Annotated in this window: 16 protein-coding genes and 1 tRNA gene; 14 read left to right on the forward strand and 3 right to left on the reverse strand. The window is 61.5% G+C overall.

All coding sequences use genetic code 11. The features are described from left to right. Positions 1-23: 23 nt before the first annotated feature. Positions 24-1,259: an integrase arm-type DNA-binding domain-containing protein gene (locus PSV38_RS12720; RefSeq protein ID WP_300547958.1), complete on the reverse strand. Its 1,236-nt coding sequence runs from the start codon at positions 1,257-1,259 to the stop codon at positions 24-26. Between the two features lie 197 nt (positions 1,260-1,456). Beyond that, positions 1,457-2,710, reverse strand: coding sequence for an NADP-dependent isocitrate dehydrogenase (gene icd / locus PSV38_RS12725; protein WP_300547959.1), 1,254 nt, complete (start codon positions 2,708-2,710; stop codon positions 1,457-1,459). Between the two features lie 203 nt (positions 2,711-2,913). On the opposite strand from icd, the gene PSV38_RS12730 reads away from it, so the two are divergent. Beyond that, positions 2,914-3,375 carry a DUF192 domain-containing protein gene (locus tag PSV38_RS12730; RefSeq protein WP_300547961.1) on the forward strand — a complete coding sequence of 154 codons (462 nt, stop codon included), beginning with the start codon at positions 2,914-2,916 and terminating at the stop codon, positions 3,373-3,375. Between the two features lie 9 nt (positions 3,376-3,384). Here PSV38_RS12730 and PSV38_RS12735 read toward each other — a convergent pair whose 3' ends face one another. After that, complete coding sequence (locus PSV38_RS12735) at positions 3,385-4,200, reverse strand: patatin-like phospholipase family protein (protein WP_366526656.1); 816 nt, start codon at positions 4,198-4,200, stop codon at positions 3,385-3,387. 278 nt (positions 4,201-4,478) lie between these two features. Here PSV38_RS12735 and PSV38_RS12740 point away from each other — a divergent pair, with 278 nt between their 5' ends. The 13 genes from PSV38_RS12740 (at position 4,479) to PSV38_RS12800 (ending at position 16,339) form a co-directional block, all read left to right on the forward strand. Beyond that, positions 4,479-5,453: a sulfite exporter TauE/SafE family protein gene (locus PSV38_RS12740; RefSeq protein WP_300547963.1), complete on the forward strand. Its 975-nt coding sequence runs from the start codon at positions 4,479-4,481 to the stop codon at positions 5,451-5,453. Between the two features lie 35 nt (positions 5,454-5,488). Further along, positions 5,489-7,189, forward strand: a complete 1,701-nt coding sequence (locus PSV38_RS12745) for a nitrite/sulfite reductase (RefSeq protein WP_300547965.1) — start codon at positions 5,489-5,491, stop codon at positions 7,187-7,189. A gap of 2 nt (positions 7,190-7,191) precedes the next feature. Further along, on the forward strand, positions 7,192-7,677 hold the full coding sequence (locus PSV38_RS12750; protein ID WP_300547967.1) for a DUF934 domain-containing protein: 486 nt from the start codon (positions 7,192-7,194) through the stop codon (positions 7,675-7,677). After that, complete coding sequence (locus PSV38_RS12755) at positions 7,674-8,441, forward strand: phosphoadenylyl-sulfate reductase (RefSeq protein ID WP_300547968.1); 768 nt, start codon at positions 7,674-7,676, stop codon at positions 8,439-8,441. The genes PSV38_RS12750 and PSV38_RS12755 overlap by 4 nt, the downstream gene beginning before the upstream one ends. Positions 8,442-8,469: 28 nt before the next feature. Further along, positions 8,470-9,429, forward strand: a complete 960-nt coding sequence (gene cysD / locus PSV38_RS12760; protein ID WP_300547970.1) for a sulfate adenylyltransferase subunit CysD — start codon at positions 8,470-8,472, stop codon at positions 9,427-9,429. Then, a complete protein-coding gene (locus PSV38_RS12765) occupies positions 9,430-10,746 on the forward strand; it encodes a GTP-binding protein (RefSeq protein ID WP_300547972.1) in 1,317 nt (438 codons plus the stop codon). It begins immediately after the preceding gene. 5 nt (positions 10,747-10,751) lie between these two features. Beyond that, complete coding sequence (gene cobA / locus PSV38_RS12770) at positions 10,752-11,576, forward strand: uroporphyrinogen-III C-methyltransferase (RefSeq protein ID WP_300547974.1); 825 nt, start codon at positions 10,752-10,754, stop codon at positions 11,574-11,576. Between the two features lie 43 nt (positions 11,577-11,619). Continuing rightward, entirely contained in the window at positions 11,620-11,943 is a 324-nt protein-coding gene (fdxA, locus tag PSV38_RS12775; protein WP_300547976.1) for a ferredoxin FdxA, read from the forward strand. Positions 11,944-11,945: 2 nt separating this feature from the next. Beyond that, the gene (locus PSV38_RS12780) at positions 11,946-13,016 is read left to right on the forward strand and encodes an NAD(P)/FAD-dependent oxidoreductase (protein WP_366526657.1); all 1,071 of its coding nucleotides are present in this window, start codon (positions 11,946-11,948) and stop codon (positions 13,014-13,016) included. A 21-nt stretch (positions 13,017-13,037) separates the two neighbouring features. Further along, positions 13,038-15,209: a TonB-dependent siderophore receptor gene (locus tag PSV38_RS12785; RefSeq protein WP_300547977.1), complete on the forward strand. Its 2,172-nt coding sequence runs from the start codon at positions 13,038-13,040 to the stop codon at positions 15,207-15,209. A 115-nt stretch (positions 15,210-15,324) separates the two neighbouring features. Continuing rightward, positions 15,325-15,400, forward strand: a tRNA-Asn gene (locus PSV38_RS12790). A 106-nt stretch (positions 15,401-15,506) separates the two neighbouring features. Continuing rightward, positions 15,507-15,911 carry an SRPBCC family protein gene (locus PSV38_RS12795; RefSeq protein ID WP_300547979.1) on the forward strand — a complete coding sequence of 135 codons (405 nt, stop codon included), beginning with the start codon at positions 15,507-15,509 and terminating at the stop codon, positions 15,909-15,911. 143 nt (positions 15,912-16,054) lie between these two features. Then, on the forward strand, positions 16,055-16,339 hold the full coding sequence (locus PSV38_RS12800) for a hypothetical protein (protein ID WP_300547981.1): 285 nt from the start codon (positions 16,055-16,057) through the stop codon (positions 16,337-16,339). The last annotated feature ends 216 nt before the right edge of the window (positions 16,340-16,555 follow it).

A 16,555-nucleotide genomic window follows, 5' to 3' on the forward strand; every position in this document is an offset into this window, starting at 1 on the left:
GCAACCCCTTCAGCTCTTTGCGATCAGGACGCCGCATCAGGAGAGGTTGGGGGAATAGCCAGCCGATCGATCTGGTCCGCCAGATATTGCAGTGCACGACGACGCTCGTCAGCCAACTCGTGGTGGTGATAGGCTGCCGCCGTCTTGTTTCGTTCTGTGTGCGCAAGCAAAAGCTCAACCACATCACGCCCGAAGCCATGCTCGCGAAGCAAGGTTGCACCCGTCCCGCGAGTTCCGTGCGGGGAAAAATCCGGCACACCAAAATCAAGCCGTTTGAAGAAGTGATTGAGCGTGGCATCGCCAAGCGGCACCGATCTGCGCAGCACTGACGGGAACACATAAGCATCCGGCTCCCGACCAAACGACTCCAAGAGGCGCAGCAACTCCACGGCCTGGCGTGAAAGATAGACCCGGTGGGCTTGCTTCATTTTCATTCGCGACGGCGGCAGATCCCAAATCGCCTTGTCCAGGTCGAACTCGCTCCACCGCGAACGCAGCACCTCCGATTTGCGGCACATGCTGTAGACCAGCATTTTGGTCGATGCGATGGTCACGAAATGCGCACCCTGGCGATCCACAGCCCGCCAGAAAGCCCCAAGTTCAGTCTCATGCAGATGCCGATGATGATGAGCCGGTGGCACCTGAATCACCCCCCGCAAAGGCAAAGCCGGGTTGACCTCCACAAGCAGTTTCTGAATGGCGTAGTTGTAGACCTGCTGAATGATGGTGCGAACACCTTCGGCTGTCTGCGGCGTGGGACGCAAGGCCTCGATGATCTCCAGCACGTCAGCAGGCCTGACAGCACTCAGCAATTTGCCTCCAATTTCCGGCCAGACGAAGCGCTCCAAGCGAGACTCGATCTGCGCACGATAGGTGTCTGACTTGGTAAGCAGTCGCTCTTTGACCCAGCGCTTGGAAAAAGCCTCGAAGTCGTCCACCGGCTTCTTGCTCTCCTGCGCAATTTGCTTGCGCTCTTCCTGCACCCGTTTTCTGGTTTCGGCAGGATCAACACCGCGCTCCAGCTGGGCGCGACACTCAAAGTGCCTATCGCGTGCATCAGCGACACCCACTTCCGGGTACTTGCCGATGGTGAGCTCCTTGCGGGCGCCTCCAAAGCGGTACTGATACCGCCACGTCTTCACGCCGCCAGGGCTCACTTCGATGAACAGACCACCGCCGTCGCTGAGCTTGAAGAGCTTGCGCTTGGCCTTGGTGTTGTTGATTCGGGTCGGGGAAAGGGTGTAGTTGCAGCTTCTCATGATGTTTCCGCAGGTCGTTTTGCCATCCCTCCAAATGGAGGAATTTGGAGGATTTCTCCCCCAAATACCCTCCAGAATCCCCTCCAAAGTGGCGGGATTTCGTGGGCTGCCGTGAGACGAGCTGAAACAAAAAGCCCCTGACTTTCACTAGGAAAATCAAGGGCTTACGGGGCGTCATGAGACGCGGTGAAGCTAGTTCACATGTGGTCGATCATCACCTGACCAAACCCTGAGCACGACACCTGCGTCGCGCCATCCAGCAAGCGCGCAAAGTCATACGTCACCTTCTTGCTCAGGATGGATTTCTCCATCGACGAGATGATCAGGTCAGCCGCCTCGAACCAGCCCATGTGGCGCAGCATCATTTCGGCCGACAGGATTTCGGAACCGGGGTTCACGTAGTCCTTGCCTGCGTACTTGGGTGCCGTGCCGTGCGTGGCTTCGAACATGGCCACCGAGTCCGACAGGTTGGCGCCCGGCGCGATGCCGATGCCGCCCACTTGCGCTGCCAAAGCGTCAGAGATGTAGTCGCCGTTCAGGTTCAACGTGGCGATCACGCTGTACTCGGAAGGACGCAACAAGATCTGCTGCAGGAAGGCATCGGCGATCGCGTCTTTGACGATGATGTCCTTGCCCGTCTTGGGGTTCTTGAACTTGGCCCAAGGGCCGCCATCGATCAATTCGGCGCCGAACTCGCGTTGGGCCAAGGCGTAGCCCCAGTCACGGAAGCCACCTTCGGTGTACTTCATGATGTTGCCCTTGTGCACGATGGTCACGCTGGGCTTGTCATTGTCGATCGCGTATTGCAGGGCCTTGCGCATCAGGCGCTCGGTGCCTTCGATGGACACGGGCTTGATGCCGATGCCGGAAGTTTCCGGGAAGCGGATCTTCTTGACGCCGAATTCGGTTTGCAGGAAAGCGATCAGCTTCTTGGCCTTGTCGCTCTTGGCTTCGAATTCGATGCCGGCGTAGATGTCTTCCGAGTTCTCGCGGAAGATCACCATGTCGATTTTTTCGGGCTCTTTCACGGGCGAAGGCACGCCCTTGAAGTAAGTGACCGGACGCAAGCAAACGTACAGGTCGAGCTCTTGGCGCAGGGCCACATTCAAGGAACGGATGCCACCGCCCACAGGCGTGGTCAGCGGGCCCTTGATGGACACCACGAAGTCCTTGAGGACCTTCAGGGTTTCTTCAGGCAGCCACACGTCGGGGCCATAAACCCGGGTGGATTTCTCGCCAGCGTAGATCTCCATCCAATGGATCTTGCGCTGCCCACCATACGATTTCTCAACAGCCGCATCCACGACCTTGATCATCACGGGCGTGATGTCGAGACCCGTGCCATCGCCCTCGATGTAGGGAATGATGGGGTTGTGGGGAACATTGAGCGAAAAGTCCGGGTTGACCGAAATTTTTTGCCCACCTTCGGGCACCTTGATGTGCTGGAACATGATTGTCGTCTCCGCGTTTGGCGTTTCCGTTAAAACACTGCCATGGATGTCGGCAGTGTGTCCTGAGAATTCTACGCGAGCCCCTTGGCCAGTACGTTAAAAAGAAGCAACTCGCAAGCCAGTGCTTTTTTGCCAATAATCACAGCCGCCCGAGACAGCGAATCCTGCATGCCACAAGGACCCCTATTTTGATGAGCGACCACATGAAAACGACGACCCGGCGGCTGGCCATGGCCCTTTGGGCCAGTGCGCTGACTTGCATGCCTGCCTTGGCCCAGGACGGGCCCCAGCAACTGCCGACCGTGATGCTGGGCATCAGCTTCCACAACATCAAGGCTGAAGTGGCCGTGACTCCGAAACAGCACGAAATTGGTTTGATGCACCGCACCAGCATGGGGCCCAATGACGGCATGATCTTCGTCTTCGAGCAGGCTGGTCAGCAATGTTTTTGGATGAAAAACACCCTGATCCCCCTGTCGGTGGCTTTCATCTCCGACGACGGCACCATCGTCAACCTGGACGAGATGAAGCCCGAAACGCTCAACCCGCATTGCTCGACCAAGCCGGTGCGCTACGTGCTGGAAATGAACACCGGCTGGTTCAGCAAGCGCGGCTTGAAGGCAGGCATCAAGGTCAAGGGCCAGCCCTTCAACATGACCAAGTGAGGGTCATCATCAGCGGGTTTTGGCCGCGATCTTTTCCTTGAGCGCCTGAAGCACACTCAAAGCAGCCTCCCGCCCGGCGAGGATCGACAAGCGGCGATTGCCAAAATCGCCGCTGCCAATGCCGGCCAACCTGGGCCGCATCACCACGTCCGCATCCTGCAGCTCGTACTGGCTGATGCTGTGGCCCATGATGTTGAAGGTTTGCAGCAGGATGTCCACCGCGCCTTTGGTCGGTTGCCCTTCCGGAATGGCCGAGATGTCAACCGCGATCACCAGGTCGGCGCCCATCTGACGGGCGTACTTCACGGGGATGGGTGAAACCAACCCGCCGTCCACATACTCGCGCCCAGCGATGCGAACCGGCGTGAACACTGCAGGCACTGAGCTGGACGCCCGCACCGCCGTGCCCGGATCGCCTCGGCGGAACAGGATGGGTTGTCCGCTGTTCAGATCCGTGGCGACGATGCCCAGCGGCAGTGCCATCTGCTCGATCTGCCGCCCTCCGGTGAATGCCCGCACGAACTTGGCCAGCGCCTCGCCCTTCATCACGGACCGGCCAGGAAACACCCAGTCGGTCATGGTGGACTCGTCCAACGTCATCGCCATGGACTCCAGATCGGTCGGCGTCTTGCCAGCGGCATAGATGGCCGCCACCACGCTGCCCGCCGAAGTGCCCACCACGAGATCTGGTTTGATGCCCTGCTCGTGCAGCACCTGCAGCACGCCAATGTGGGCAAAACCACGCGCCGCGCCACCGCCCAAGGCCAAGCCGATCCGGGGAGGACGCGGCACAGGTTTGAGCGCAGATACCGCAGGTGGTGGCACGCCGGGCAATGGTTCAGTGGGTCGGGGGCTGCTAGAGCACGCGGTCAGCAGCAGCGCCAATGCAACGGGGCCAATCCGACCCGCTCCATATGCCACATAGGCATAAGCAAAGTCCAAATATGTTCTTTTCATTTATATGTGCGCGCTGATAGCATCCGCCGCTTCAAGACATTATTTGCCAAGCCCATGTGGGTTGGCCTGCATCTGCGGCTTAGGTTGACTGCTGGCAGTGTCGCTGAATCTGCTTGACGAATGACCCCACAGCCCGGCGATCGTGCATGAAGATCCGAAACTTAGACCTCTCCGACAACACGATTAATGCCGAGCATCAGGCCTTGGGGCTTCCGCCCGTTGAGGATGAAGTCTCGCACCCCTCAAGTCACCCGGTGTTGCGGGTTGCAGTGTTTGCGGTCGTGTTTCTACTGATCGCCACACTCGCCTACCTGTCCACCCGACTTTTCAACGGCCATCACAGTGCCAGCGGGCTGGATTTGATCCTCGAAACATTGAATGGCAAGGAATTTTGGAAAGCTGTGGCGGTGGGCCTGTTGGCGCAGACTGTGGATGGCGCATTGGGCATGGCTTACGGCATCACTTCGACGACTTTCTTGCTCATGTCCGGGGCCTCTCCTGCCGTGGCCAGTGCCAGTGTGCACATCGCTGAAGTATTTACGACGGGCATATCTGGCATATCGCACGTCAAACTTGGAAACGTTAATAAAAATTTATTCCTGAGACTACTGATACCCGGCATGGTAGGGGCCATCACAGGCGCAATCATTGTCTCAAAAGTTGACGGATCTGCGATCAAGCCATTCATCTCCGTCTATTTGTTTTTGATGGGCTTGTATATCATCAGCAAGGTATTTAAAACCATCAAAACAAAGCGCGAAGAGCCCAGGCATGTGGCCAAATTAGGGCTGCTGGGCGGTTTTGTGGACGCCGTTGGCGGCGGTGGTTGGGGACCGGTCGTCACCACCACGCTGGTCGGAACAGGTCAGGATCCGCGCACCACCATTGGGTCGGTCAACCTGGCCGAGTTTTTCCTGACCTTCACCAGCGCGACGGTGTTTGCCGTGCTGGTTGAAGACGGCCCTTGGCCCACCGTGGCAGGCCTGGTGGTCGGAGGTCTTTTTGCCGCACCTTTTGCCGCCGTGCTGACTCGCAAATTAAGCACTAAAACCATGCTGGTGCTGGTAGGAACCGTGATATCCATCGTCAGCACATACAATATATATAAAGCGATTAGTTGATCGCATTGATACGTGCTCTCACCGAGTGACGCCCTATGTACCAATATACCGAATTTGACAAACAGTTCGTCCGCCAACGCGCGGCGCAGTTCCGCGACCAGCTGGACCGCAATCTCGCGGGCAAGTTGACCGACGAGGAGTTCCGCCCACTGCGCCTGCAAAACGGCTGGTACGTGCAACGCCATGCGCCCATGCTGCGCGTGGCCGTGCCCTACGGCGAGCTGTCGAGCGTGCAATTGCGCCAACTGGCCAAGATCTCGCGCGAATACGACCGCAGCTACGCGCACTTCACCACGCGCCAGAACCTGCAATACAACTGGATCCCCCTGACCAAGAGCGCCGATGTCATGGACATGCTGGCACAGGTCAACATGCACGGCATTCAAACGTCCGGCAACTGCATCCGCAACATCACCAGCGACGCCCTGGTGGGTGTGGCTTTTGATGAAATCATCGACGCGCGCCCCTATTGCGAAGTGATTCGCCAGTGGTCAACGCTGCACCCCGAGTTCGCCTTCCTGCCGCGCAAGTTCAAGATCGCCGTCAACGGCGCCAAGGAAGACCGCGCGGCCACCTACTGGCACGACATCGGCCTGCACCTGCGCCACAACGACGCGGGCGAAGTTGGCTTCAAAGTGCTGGTGGGCGGTGGCATGGGCCGCACGCCCATCACCGGCAGCGTCATCAGCGAGTTCATCCCCTGGCAGCAGATCCTGATCTACATCGAAGCCATCGTGCGGGTCTACAACCGCTATGGCCGCCGCGACAACATGTACAAGGCGCGCATCAAGATCCTGGTCAAGGCCGAAGGCCAGAAGTTTTTCGACCAGGTGGAAGAAGAGTTCAAGCAGATCCTGACGCGTGACGTCGATGGTTCTTCGCACCTGATCCCCCAGGCCGAGCTAGACCGCGTGTCGGCCAGCTTCGTTCAGCCTGCTGGCGTGGTCGCGCACGATGCCGTTGGCAATGGCGCCCCCGCTGATGCGCCCGTGGCCTTCACCAAATGGCTGGAGCGCAACACGCACGCCCACAAGGTCAAGGGTTACAAGGCCGTGACCTTGTCGCTCAAGCGCGTGGGCCAGGCCCCTGGCGACGCCACCGACGACCAAATGGACAAGGCAGCAAGCCTGGGCGACCAGTTCAGCCAGGGCGAGTTGCGCGTCACGCACGACCAGAACCTGCTGTTGCCCTGGGTGCGCGAAGAAGACCTGTTCGCCTTGTGGGAAGCGGCCAAAGCTGCCAGCTTCGCCTCGCCCAACATCGGCCTGCTGAGCGACATGATCGCCTGCCCCGGTGGTGATTTCTGCGCCCTGGCCAATGCCCGCTCCATTCCCATCGCCAACGACCTGATCGAGCGTTACCAAGACCTCGATGAGTTGTACGACATCGGCGACATCGACCTGCACATCTCCGGTTGCATCAACTCCTGCGGCCACCACCACAGCGGCCACATCGGCATCCTGGGCGTGGACAAGGACGGCAGCGAGTGGTACCAGATCACCCTGGGCGGCTCGGATGGCTCCAGTCACGCGCCCGTCAGCGCCGTGGGCAAGGTGATTGGCCCATCGTTCGCTGCCGACGAAGTCACCGACGTGATCGAAGCCGTGATCGAGACCTACCGCGGCCAACGCGCGGCCAACGAGAAGTTCATCGACACGGTCACCCGCATCGGCCTGGACCCATTCAAGAACGCCGCGAACGCAGTGCGTCGCTCGACCGCGAAGAAGGCAGCCTGACCATGAAATTCATCGACACCCACCACGACGAGTGGCGCACGGCCGACGGCGAAGACGGCCCCATCTCTCACCCACCCAAGGTGGACCACAGCCTGCTGACGCTGGGCCAATGGCACGCCGTGCGCGAGCAATGGCCGCTTGATAAGGCCGTGGGCGTGATCTTCCCCAACGATGCCGACGTCGAAGTGCTTGAGTGCGATGTGAACAAGCTGTCGCTGGTGGTGCTGCAGTTCCCCAAGTGGGTGGACGGCCGCGCTTACAGCCAGGCCCACATCCTGCGCTCGCGCTACCGCTTCAAGGGCCAGATCCGCGCGACCGGCGAAGTGCTGGTTGACATGATGCCGCTGCTGCAACGCTCGGGCGTGGACGCCGTGGTACTGCGCGCTGACCAGGAACGCGCCGCCGCCGAGCGCGCGCTGGGCTTCTTCGCCGCGCGTGGCCACTACCAGGGCGACGTCCAGCAAACCAAGCCGGTGTTCGCACGATGACCGCCATCGCCCTGTACGCCAAGGCCAGCCCCGATTTCGAGGCCAAGCTCGCGGCCACGGTTGCGCTGCTCCAAGCCGCCGCGGCCGGGCACCCGGGCAAGGTCGTCCAGGCCACCAGCCTGGGGGTCGAAGACATGATCGTCACCGACCTGATCGCGCGCCACCACATCGACATCGCCATCGGCACGCTGGAAACCGGCATGCTGCACCCGCAGACGGTGGCCATGATCGGCACCATCGAGTCCACGTATGACTTGAAGGTCGAGGTTTACCAGCCCGTGCAAGAAGTGGCCATCGAGTTCGTTCGCAAGAACGGCGAGAAGGCCATGTATGAGAGCATCGACCTGCGCAAGGCCTGCTGCGGCATCCGCAAGCTGGAGCCGCTCAGCCGCATGCTGGCCAGCCGCGAAGCCTGGATCACCGGCCTGCGCCGCGAACAGTCCAACAACCGGGGCGGCATGCTGGCCCGCGAAGAAGACGACAAGGGCCGCGCCAAGTACAACCCCATGATCGACTGGACCTGGGGCGATGTGTGGCACTACGTGTCGCAACACAAGGTGCCCTACAACCCGCTGCACGACGAGTTCATGCCCAGCATCGGCTGCGCGCCCTGCACTCGCGCCATCGCTGTCGGCGAGGACTTCCGCGCCGGCCGCTGGTGGTGGGAAGACGAGAAAGCCAAGGAATGCGGCCTGCACGTCCACGAAGACAGCGTGGCCGAAGAACTCCCACCCCTCGTGTCCAGCCTCATCCGCCCGAATTGAGTTGATCCAAAGAACCCAAGACCACGATATGAACGCCCCCGTGAACGAGAACCAACTGCTGGCGGATGTTGACCACCGCCACCTCGACGCGCTGGAAGAAGAAGCCATCTTCATCCTGCGCGAAGTCGCCGCCACCTTCGAGCGCCCTGCCTTGCTGTTCTCCAGCGGCAAGGACTCGTGCGTGGTGCTGCACCTGGCTGAAAAAGCCTTCAAGATGAAGAAGGAAGGCGGCGGCTTTGAGGGCAAGCTGCCCTTCCCGCTGCTGCACGTGGACACCGGCCACAACTTCCCCGAAGTGATCGAGTTCCGCGACCGCCGCATTGCCGAAATGGGCGAACGCCTGATCGTGGCGCACATGGACGAGTCCATCAAGAAGGGCACCGTGCGCCTGGCCTACCCGCTGGAATCGCGCAACGGCCACCAAACCGTGACCTTGCTCGAAGCGATTGAAGAAGGCCGTTTTGACTGCCTGATGGGCGGCGCCCGTCGTGACGAAGAAAAGGCGCGCGCCAAAGAGCGCATCTTCAGCCACCGCGACAGCTTCGGCCAATGGCAGCCCAAAGAGCAGCGCCCCGAGTTGTGGAACCTGTTCAACACCCGCATCAAGCCGGGCGAGCACTTCCGCGCCTTCCCGATCAGCAACTGGACGGAGCTGGACGTGTGGCTCTACATCGAGCGCGAGAAGATTCCCCTGCCCAACATCTACTTCAAGCATGCGCGCCAGGTGATGCGCCGCAAGGGCCTGCTGGTGCCCTTGACCGACGTGACGCCCACGCTGGAAGGCGAAACCGTTGAAACGGTGGACGTGCGTTTCCGCACCGTGGGCGACATGACCTGCACCTGCCCGGTCGAAAGCGATGCGCTGAACCCCGCCGACATCGTGGCCGAGACCCTGCACGTGACCGTGAGCGAGCGCGGCGCCACCCGCATGGACGACCGCACGTCCGAGGCCTCGATGGAGCGCCGCAAGAAGGAAGGTTATTTTTAAATGAGCACCCCCGTGATTGATTGCCACGCCAAAGAACAAGTCGAACACCAGGCCCTGCGCTTCCTGACCGCAGGCAGCGTGGACGATGGCAAGAGCACCCTGATTGGCCGCCTGCTGTTCGACAGCCGCGCAATCCTGGCCGACCAACTCGATGCGCTGGAAAAGCGTGCCGCTGGCGCCCCGATCGACCTGTCGCTGCTGACCGATGGCCTGGAAGCCGAGCGCGAACAAGGCATCACCATCGACGTGGCCTACCGCTACTTCGCCACCAAGACGCGCAAGTTCATCATCGCCGACGCCCCCGGCCATGAGCAGTACACGCGCAACATGGTGACGGCCGCCGCAGGCAGTGATGCTGCCGTGGTGCTGGTGGACATCACCAAGATCGACTGGAAGGCCTCGCCCGTGCCCCTGCTGGCACAGACGCGCCGCCACAGCCTGCTGGCCCACCTGCTGCGCGTGCCGAACATCGTGTTCGCCATCAACAAGCTGGACGCCATCGAGCAAGACACCGAAACCGCTTTCAACAACGTCAAGGCTTCACTGCTGGCCTTCGCTGAACAGGCGGGCATCGCCGTGAAAGGCGTGATCCCCGTGTCGGCCCTGCGCGGCGACAACGTGACCACCCCCAGCGCCAACTGGCCCTGGTACACCGGCCAGACGCTGCTGCAGTTGCTGGAATGCCTGCCCGCCACCGACGAGCGCCACGACGGCGCCCTGCTGCAACCCGTGCAGTACGTGACCCGTGACAATGGCATTGAAGGCGAAGGCACCGGCCACCAGCCGCGCACCTTCTGGGGCCGCATTGCCCACGGCTCGGTCAAGGCTGGCGACAGCGTGCAGGCCTTCCCCAGCGGCGAAACCGCCGTGGTGGCCGAGGTGCGCTACAACGCCGAAGTGGTCGACCGTGGCGAAGCAGGCCAATCGGCCGGCATCGTGCTCGACCGCCAGGTCGACATCTCGCGCGGCGACTGGCTCGCCACACCCGGCGCCATCAAGCCTGCTGACCAGTTCACGGCCACTTTGGCCTGGCTGGACACCGAGCCCGCCGTCGTTGGCCGCAAGTACTGGGTTCGCCACGGCAACCGCTGGGTGCAGGCCCGCATCACCGCCATCGACAGCCGCATGGACATCCACACCCTGGAAGACCACGCTGCCGAGCAACTGGCCGTGAACGAGATCGGCCGCGTGCAGATCCACACGCAGCAGCCCCTTCCGATCGAGCCCTACCTGGACAACCGCATTGGCGGCGCCCTGATCGTGGTCGACCCCACCACCAACCGCACCAGCGGCGCGCTGCTGGTCAAGGCCGCCTGACACCGATGACATCGTCACTGGTTCAGCAACCCCCTGCCGCCCGCGTCGTCTTCATTGGCGCGGGGCCGGGTGAAGCCGACCTGATCACCGTGCGGGGCTCGCGTCTGCTGGCCCAGGCCCAGGTGGTGCTGTTCGACGCCCTGGCCGATGCCGCCCTGCAAGACCTGGCCCCCCAGGCCATGTGGGTGGACGTGGGCAAGCGCGGCTTCTCGGGCAAGCCGGGCAGTGATTTCAACGGCCAAACGCGCATCAACCGATTGCTGGTGGACCATGCCCTGGCCGTGGGCGCTGCCCATGGCGATCAAGGCCTGGTCGTGCGCCTCAAAGGGGGTGACCCCAGCCTGTTTGGCCGCCTGGAAGAAGAACTCCACGCCCTGCGCGCCGCAGCAATCCCCAGCGAGGTGGTACCTGGCGTGACCTCGGCCCTGGCCGCCGCCGCTGCCACGCAGCGCCCTTTGACGCGCCGTGGCACGGGCCGCAGCGTCAGCTTCACCACGGCCATGACGCGCACTGGCGAGCTGCAATGTGGCATGGGCCCGGGCCAACGCGCCGACACGGAAGTTTTCTACATGGCCGGCCGCCAGCTCGACCCGTTGCAAAAAGGCCTGCTGGACGCCGGTTGGCCCGCAGAGACTGCCGTCAGCGTGGTTTCTCGCGCTGGTTGGCCCGACATGCGCCACACCGTTCACACTGTGGGCTCGCTGGAACAGGCCAGCGACACCCACGCAGGCCGCCCGACCCTGGTCATCGTGGGCGCAGGGGCCACGGCCCTGCCCGACGAACCCCTGACCCATTTGCCGATTTGCGGGGACGCTGGCGCGCTCCCGTAAAATCCGACCAACGTTTCCGAAATTCAACTTACAAGAGATCGTCATGACTCACGTCGTCACCGAAGCCTGCATCAAGTGCAAATACACCGACTGCGTGGACGTGTGCCCGGTGGACTGCTTCCGCGAAGGCCCCAACTTCCTCGTCATCGATCCCGATGAATGCATCGATTGCGCCGTGTGCATCCCCGAATGCCCGGTCAACGCCATCGTTCCCGAAGAAGACGTGCCTGGCAACCAGCAGCATTTCATCAAGATCAATGCCGACCTGGCCAAGGGCTGGCCCAGCATCACCAAGCGCAAGTCCCCCTTGCCGGAGGCCGATGACTGGAAAGACAAGGCCGACAAGCTGGATCAGCTGATCCGCTGATCGTGGCGGTGATCGACACCGACACCATCGTCATTGGCGCAGGCCCGGTGGGCCTGTTCCAGGCTTTCCAGTTGGGCCTGCTGGGCCTGAACACCCACGTGATCGACGCGCTGCCTGAAGCGGGCGGCCAATGCGTGGCGCTGTACCCCGACAAGCCCATTTACGACGTGCCCGGCGTGCCCGTGTGCACCGGCCGTGAACTGGCGCAATTGCTGCTAACGCAAGCCCGGCCGTTTCTGCCCCGCGACCCGGCTTCCGGCCAGATCAGCAACCTGCATTTGAACGACCAGGTCGCCAGCATCCAGCCATTGGCAGACGGCGGCTTCGAGATCGCCACCCGGCAAGGCCTGCAGTTTCGTTGCCGCGCCGTGTTCGTGGCCGCGGGCGCTGGTGCCTTCGTGCCCCGCACCTTGAACGTGGCAGCTCTGGATGGCGCCGCCAATGTGCACTATCACTTGCCTGAAGCCCTGACCGCTGCCCCCTGGGTTGGTCAGCACCTGGTCATCGCTGGCGGTGGCGAAGAAGCCCTGTCCACCGTGGCAACCTTGATGAACAGCCCCGCCCCTGCGCAGGCCGCCAGCCTGACCCTGCTGCACCGCCGAGACCAATTCCAGGCCGAGCCCGAGCTGGAAGCCCGCGTGCGTGCCTGGATCGCCCAAGGCCTGGTCAAGCTGGCCCTGGGCCTGCCCTCGGGCGCGGACCTGCAAGACGGGCGCGTGACGGCCCTGCAAGTCCTCGGTGCTGATGGCACCACCCACGCCCTCCCCCTGGACCACCTGCTGATCCGGCTCGGCCTGAGCCCCAAGCTTGGCCCCTTGGTCGATTGGGGCTTCCAGCTTGACCGCAAGCAAGTGAGCGTGTCGCCCGACAGTTTTCAAAGCTCGGTCAATGGCATTTACGCCGTGGGCGACATCAACACCTACCCCGGCAAAAAGCGCCTGCTGTTGTGCGGCTTTCACGAAGCCACGCTGGCCGCTCACCACGCGGCCGCGCAGCTCAAGCCCGATCAGCCCCAACACCTGCAATACACCACCACCAGCACCCTGCTGCACCAGCGGCTGGGCCTGGCCTAGTTCTTTTCTCTGTTGTCCTCCATGCTGCAAAAAACAAATCAAGCGCGCCACCCCTGTGGCGCAGCCCTCACCCTGCTCGCTTCGCTGGTCTGCGCCATGGTGGGCTCGGCCCACGCCCAGGCCGACACGCCCGCCGAGGCCCTGCCCACGGTCACCGTCAATGCCACCAGTTCACGACTCAACCAAGCCAGCATCACCGGCTTTGGCGACACGCCCACCTGGCAATTGCCCATGCAGGCGCAAACCTATTCCAGCACGGCGCTCAAGAACCGCGGCGCGCAGCGACTGGCCGACCTGACCAGCCTGGACGCCAGCATCAGCGACTCGTACAACGCCGTGGGTTATTGGGACTTCTTGTCGGTGCGCGGCTTCACGCTCGACAACGCCTACAACTACCGCCGCGAAGGCCTGCCCATCATCGCGGAGACCAGCATCCCGCTGGACAACAAGGACGGCATCGAGGTGCTCAAGGGCACCAGCGGCATGCAGGCTGGCGTCAGCTCGCCCGGCGGGCTGGTGAACTACTTGGTCAAGCGGCCCACCGTCCATGTTCGCTCTGCCACGCTGGCCTTCACTGGCGGCAGCAGTGTGCTGGGCGCGGTGGACCTGTCTGAACGGTTTGGCGTGGGTCAGGCCTTTGGGCTGCGGCTGAATGTGGCCTACGAACACCTGGACCCAAACGAGCGCTACGCCAACGGCCAACGCCACTTGCTGGCCCTGGCCACCGACTGGCGCGTGAACACCCGCAACCTGCTTGAGTTTGAAATTGAGCACAGCCGACGCCAGCAGGCCAGCGTGCCGGGCTTCAGCCTGCTGGGCAGCACCCTGCCCGCCGCCAGCAGCATCAACCCCGACATCAACCTGAACCACCAGCCCTGGGCCCTGCCGGTGTTGATGGAGGGCACCACCGGCACCCTGCGTTGGACCTCGCAACTGAACGCCGATTGGGGGTTGACCACCACTTACGGCATCCAGAAGTTGTACAGCGATGACCGCACGGTGTTTGCGTATGGTTGCATCGTAGAAGGCTCGTACACCTCGTTTTGCAGCGATGGCACCTTCGATGCCAACGACTATGACAGTGCAGCCGAAAGGCGCATCACCCAAGCGGTTGATATAGCGCTCAAAGGTAAAGTCAAGCTCGGCCAAACCACCCATGGCTTGAGTTTTGAGGCACTGCGCAGCGGGGCTCGCACGGACCTCAATATGGCCGCATTCAACACGATCGGCATCGGGGACATTTCTGGAGAATTCGGCCCTTACCCTCGTAATCCCACACTCAACTCAGCCCAGCACGTGCGCCGCAACACCAGCACCGAACTGTCGGTGAGTGATGCCGTGACCTTGTCCGAGCAATGGCACGCCTGGCTGGGACTGCGGCACACCCAACTGAAGCGCAGCACCCTGCTCAGCAACCGGCGCCTGCCAGAGGCCTTGACCGACGAGACCTTCAACACGCCGTGGATCGCCCTGGGTTACAGCTTTGCGCGCCAAAGGCAGGTCTATGCCAGCTGGGGCGAAGGCATAGAGTCCAAGAATGCGCCAGATACGGTTCCAGGCCTTTACATCAACGAAGGCGACACCCTGCCTTCGCAGAAGAGCCGCCAGTTTGAAGTGGGCATGAAAGGTCAGGAATCTGAATGGGGCTGGGCGCTCAACACCTTCCAGATCCACCGCCCTCAGGCTGGCGGCATCAGCACCCAGGTCGGCAACACCTACGCCATGGACGGCCAAGCCGTGCACACCGGTTTGGAAGGCCAGCTGCAATCACGTTGGGGCCAGTGGGATTTGAACGCGAGCGCCATGTTTTTGCACGCGGAACGTGAAGGCAGCGTCAACCCCACCATCAACGGCAAAAAGCCCGTCAATGTGCCCGAGTACGCCGTCAAACTGACTGCCGACTACAAGGTGGCCTTGCTTCAAGGCCTGACCTTGCAAGGTCAATTGGTGCACGAAGGCCGCCGAATGGTGCTGGAAGACAACAGCATCAGCATCCCGGCCTGGACGCGCATCGACACGGGGCTGCGCTATGTGCAGGGCTGGCGCCAGCAAGGCGCGCTGACCTGGCGCTTGGGCATCAAGAACCTGCTCGACACCCGGGCGTGGCGTGAAGCGCCGCTGCAGTTCGACCACGCCTACCTGTTCCCGCTGGCCAGGCGCACGGTGACAGCATCGGTGCAAGCTGACTTCTGATGCGGATGCGCAAAAAAATGCGCGCGCTTGCAGAGCCGTCTAAAAAACTGCTATAGTTTCGTTCTCGATTGATCACTGCAACGCGCAATCCAAGCAGCCCAATTGAACCAAATATTCCTCGATAGCTCAGTTGGTAGAGCGCCGGACTGTTAATCCGTAGGTCCCTGGTTCGAGCCCAGGTCGAGGAGCCAAATAAGCGAAGCCCTGTACGAAAGTACGGGGCTTTTTGCTTGGTGGGTTCGGAAACCGATCCCATCCGTAAGATCAAGGGCCATGTCAACATCAGCGGAGCCTTTGATGAAATCGCACCAAGTTCGCATCATCAGCCAGACGATCAATGCGCCGATCGCAGCAGCGTACGACTTCGCGCACAGGCCTGAAAACTTTCCAAAGTGGGCAGCTGGATTATCAAAGTCGCTCCACAAAACCACCAAGGGTTGGGTGGCGGACACGCCTCAAGGGGAGGCCATCGTGCGCTTCAGTGAACCCAATGCGTACGGCGTACTCGATCACTGGGTAGAAATGTCGGGCAAGGCCAAGGTGTACATCCCCCTGCGCATGGTTGCCAACGCCAGTTGCACAGAAGTCGAGCTGGTGCTGTTTCGTCAACCAGAGATGAATGACCTCGATTTTGACAAAGATGAAGGCCTGGTCTTACAGGACCTTATTGCACTGAAAAAACTCCTTGAGGCAAGCCAATAACGCGTTGGCCATGGCAAGAGCTGATCAGCCCGCTCTGATTGCTTGCAGCCCGCATCAAGGCTTAGGAAGCGCCCAGATCAACAAGCTAAAATGCAACCCGCTTCGAGCAGCAGTGCTTGCGGCTTTTGCTTTATTGATTGCTCATGAAACCAATCCAAGCTGGCGACCACGCCGAAATCATCGAAGGTGCCCTCGGCACCAAGGGCCCTAACGTGGGCAAGCAAGTGCGCGTCGTCATCCTGCGTGGCGAGCACAGTGAGCATGGCCGCATCTGGAAGGTCGAGGGCGAAGGCTTGATCAGTGAATATGGCGCCGTGGGCACGACGGTGGACTGTGCTCAGTCATGGCTGCGCAAGATTGAGCCGCCGAAGCCGACTTCGGACATCAGCACCGAGAAGGAAGTTGACGCACCACTGACGCATTCATGACTGGGGTGGGCGCATAGGCCCAGGTCCGGAGCCAAATTGGAAACGCCTCAGGCAGCAATGTTCGAGGCGTTTTTCTTTGCGGGTTCGGAAACCGAACTGGGCCGAAGCGCCGCATCGGTCTTGGGGTTTAACCTTGATGCCACGACGGTGGACTGTGCTCAGGGGAGTGTCAGGATTTCTGTGTGTGAGGCGGGGTAATGAATCATTTACTTCGTT

This window comes from Aquabacterium sp., assembly GCF_029946005.1.
GTDB lineage: Bacteria > Pseudomonadota > Gammaproteobacteria > Burkholderiales > Burkholderiaceae_C > Aquabacterium.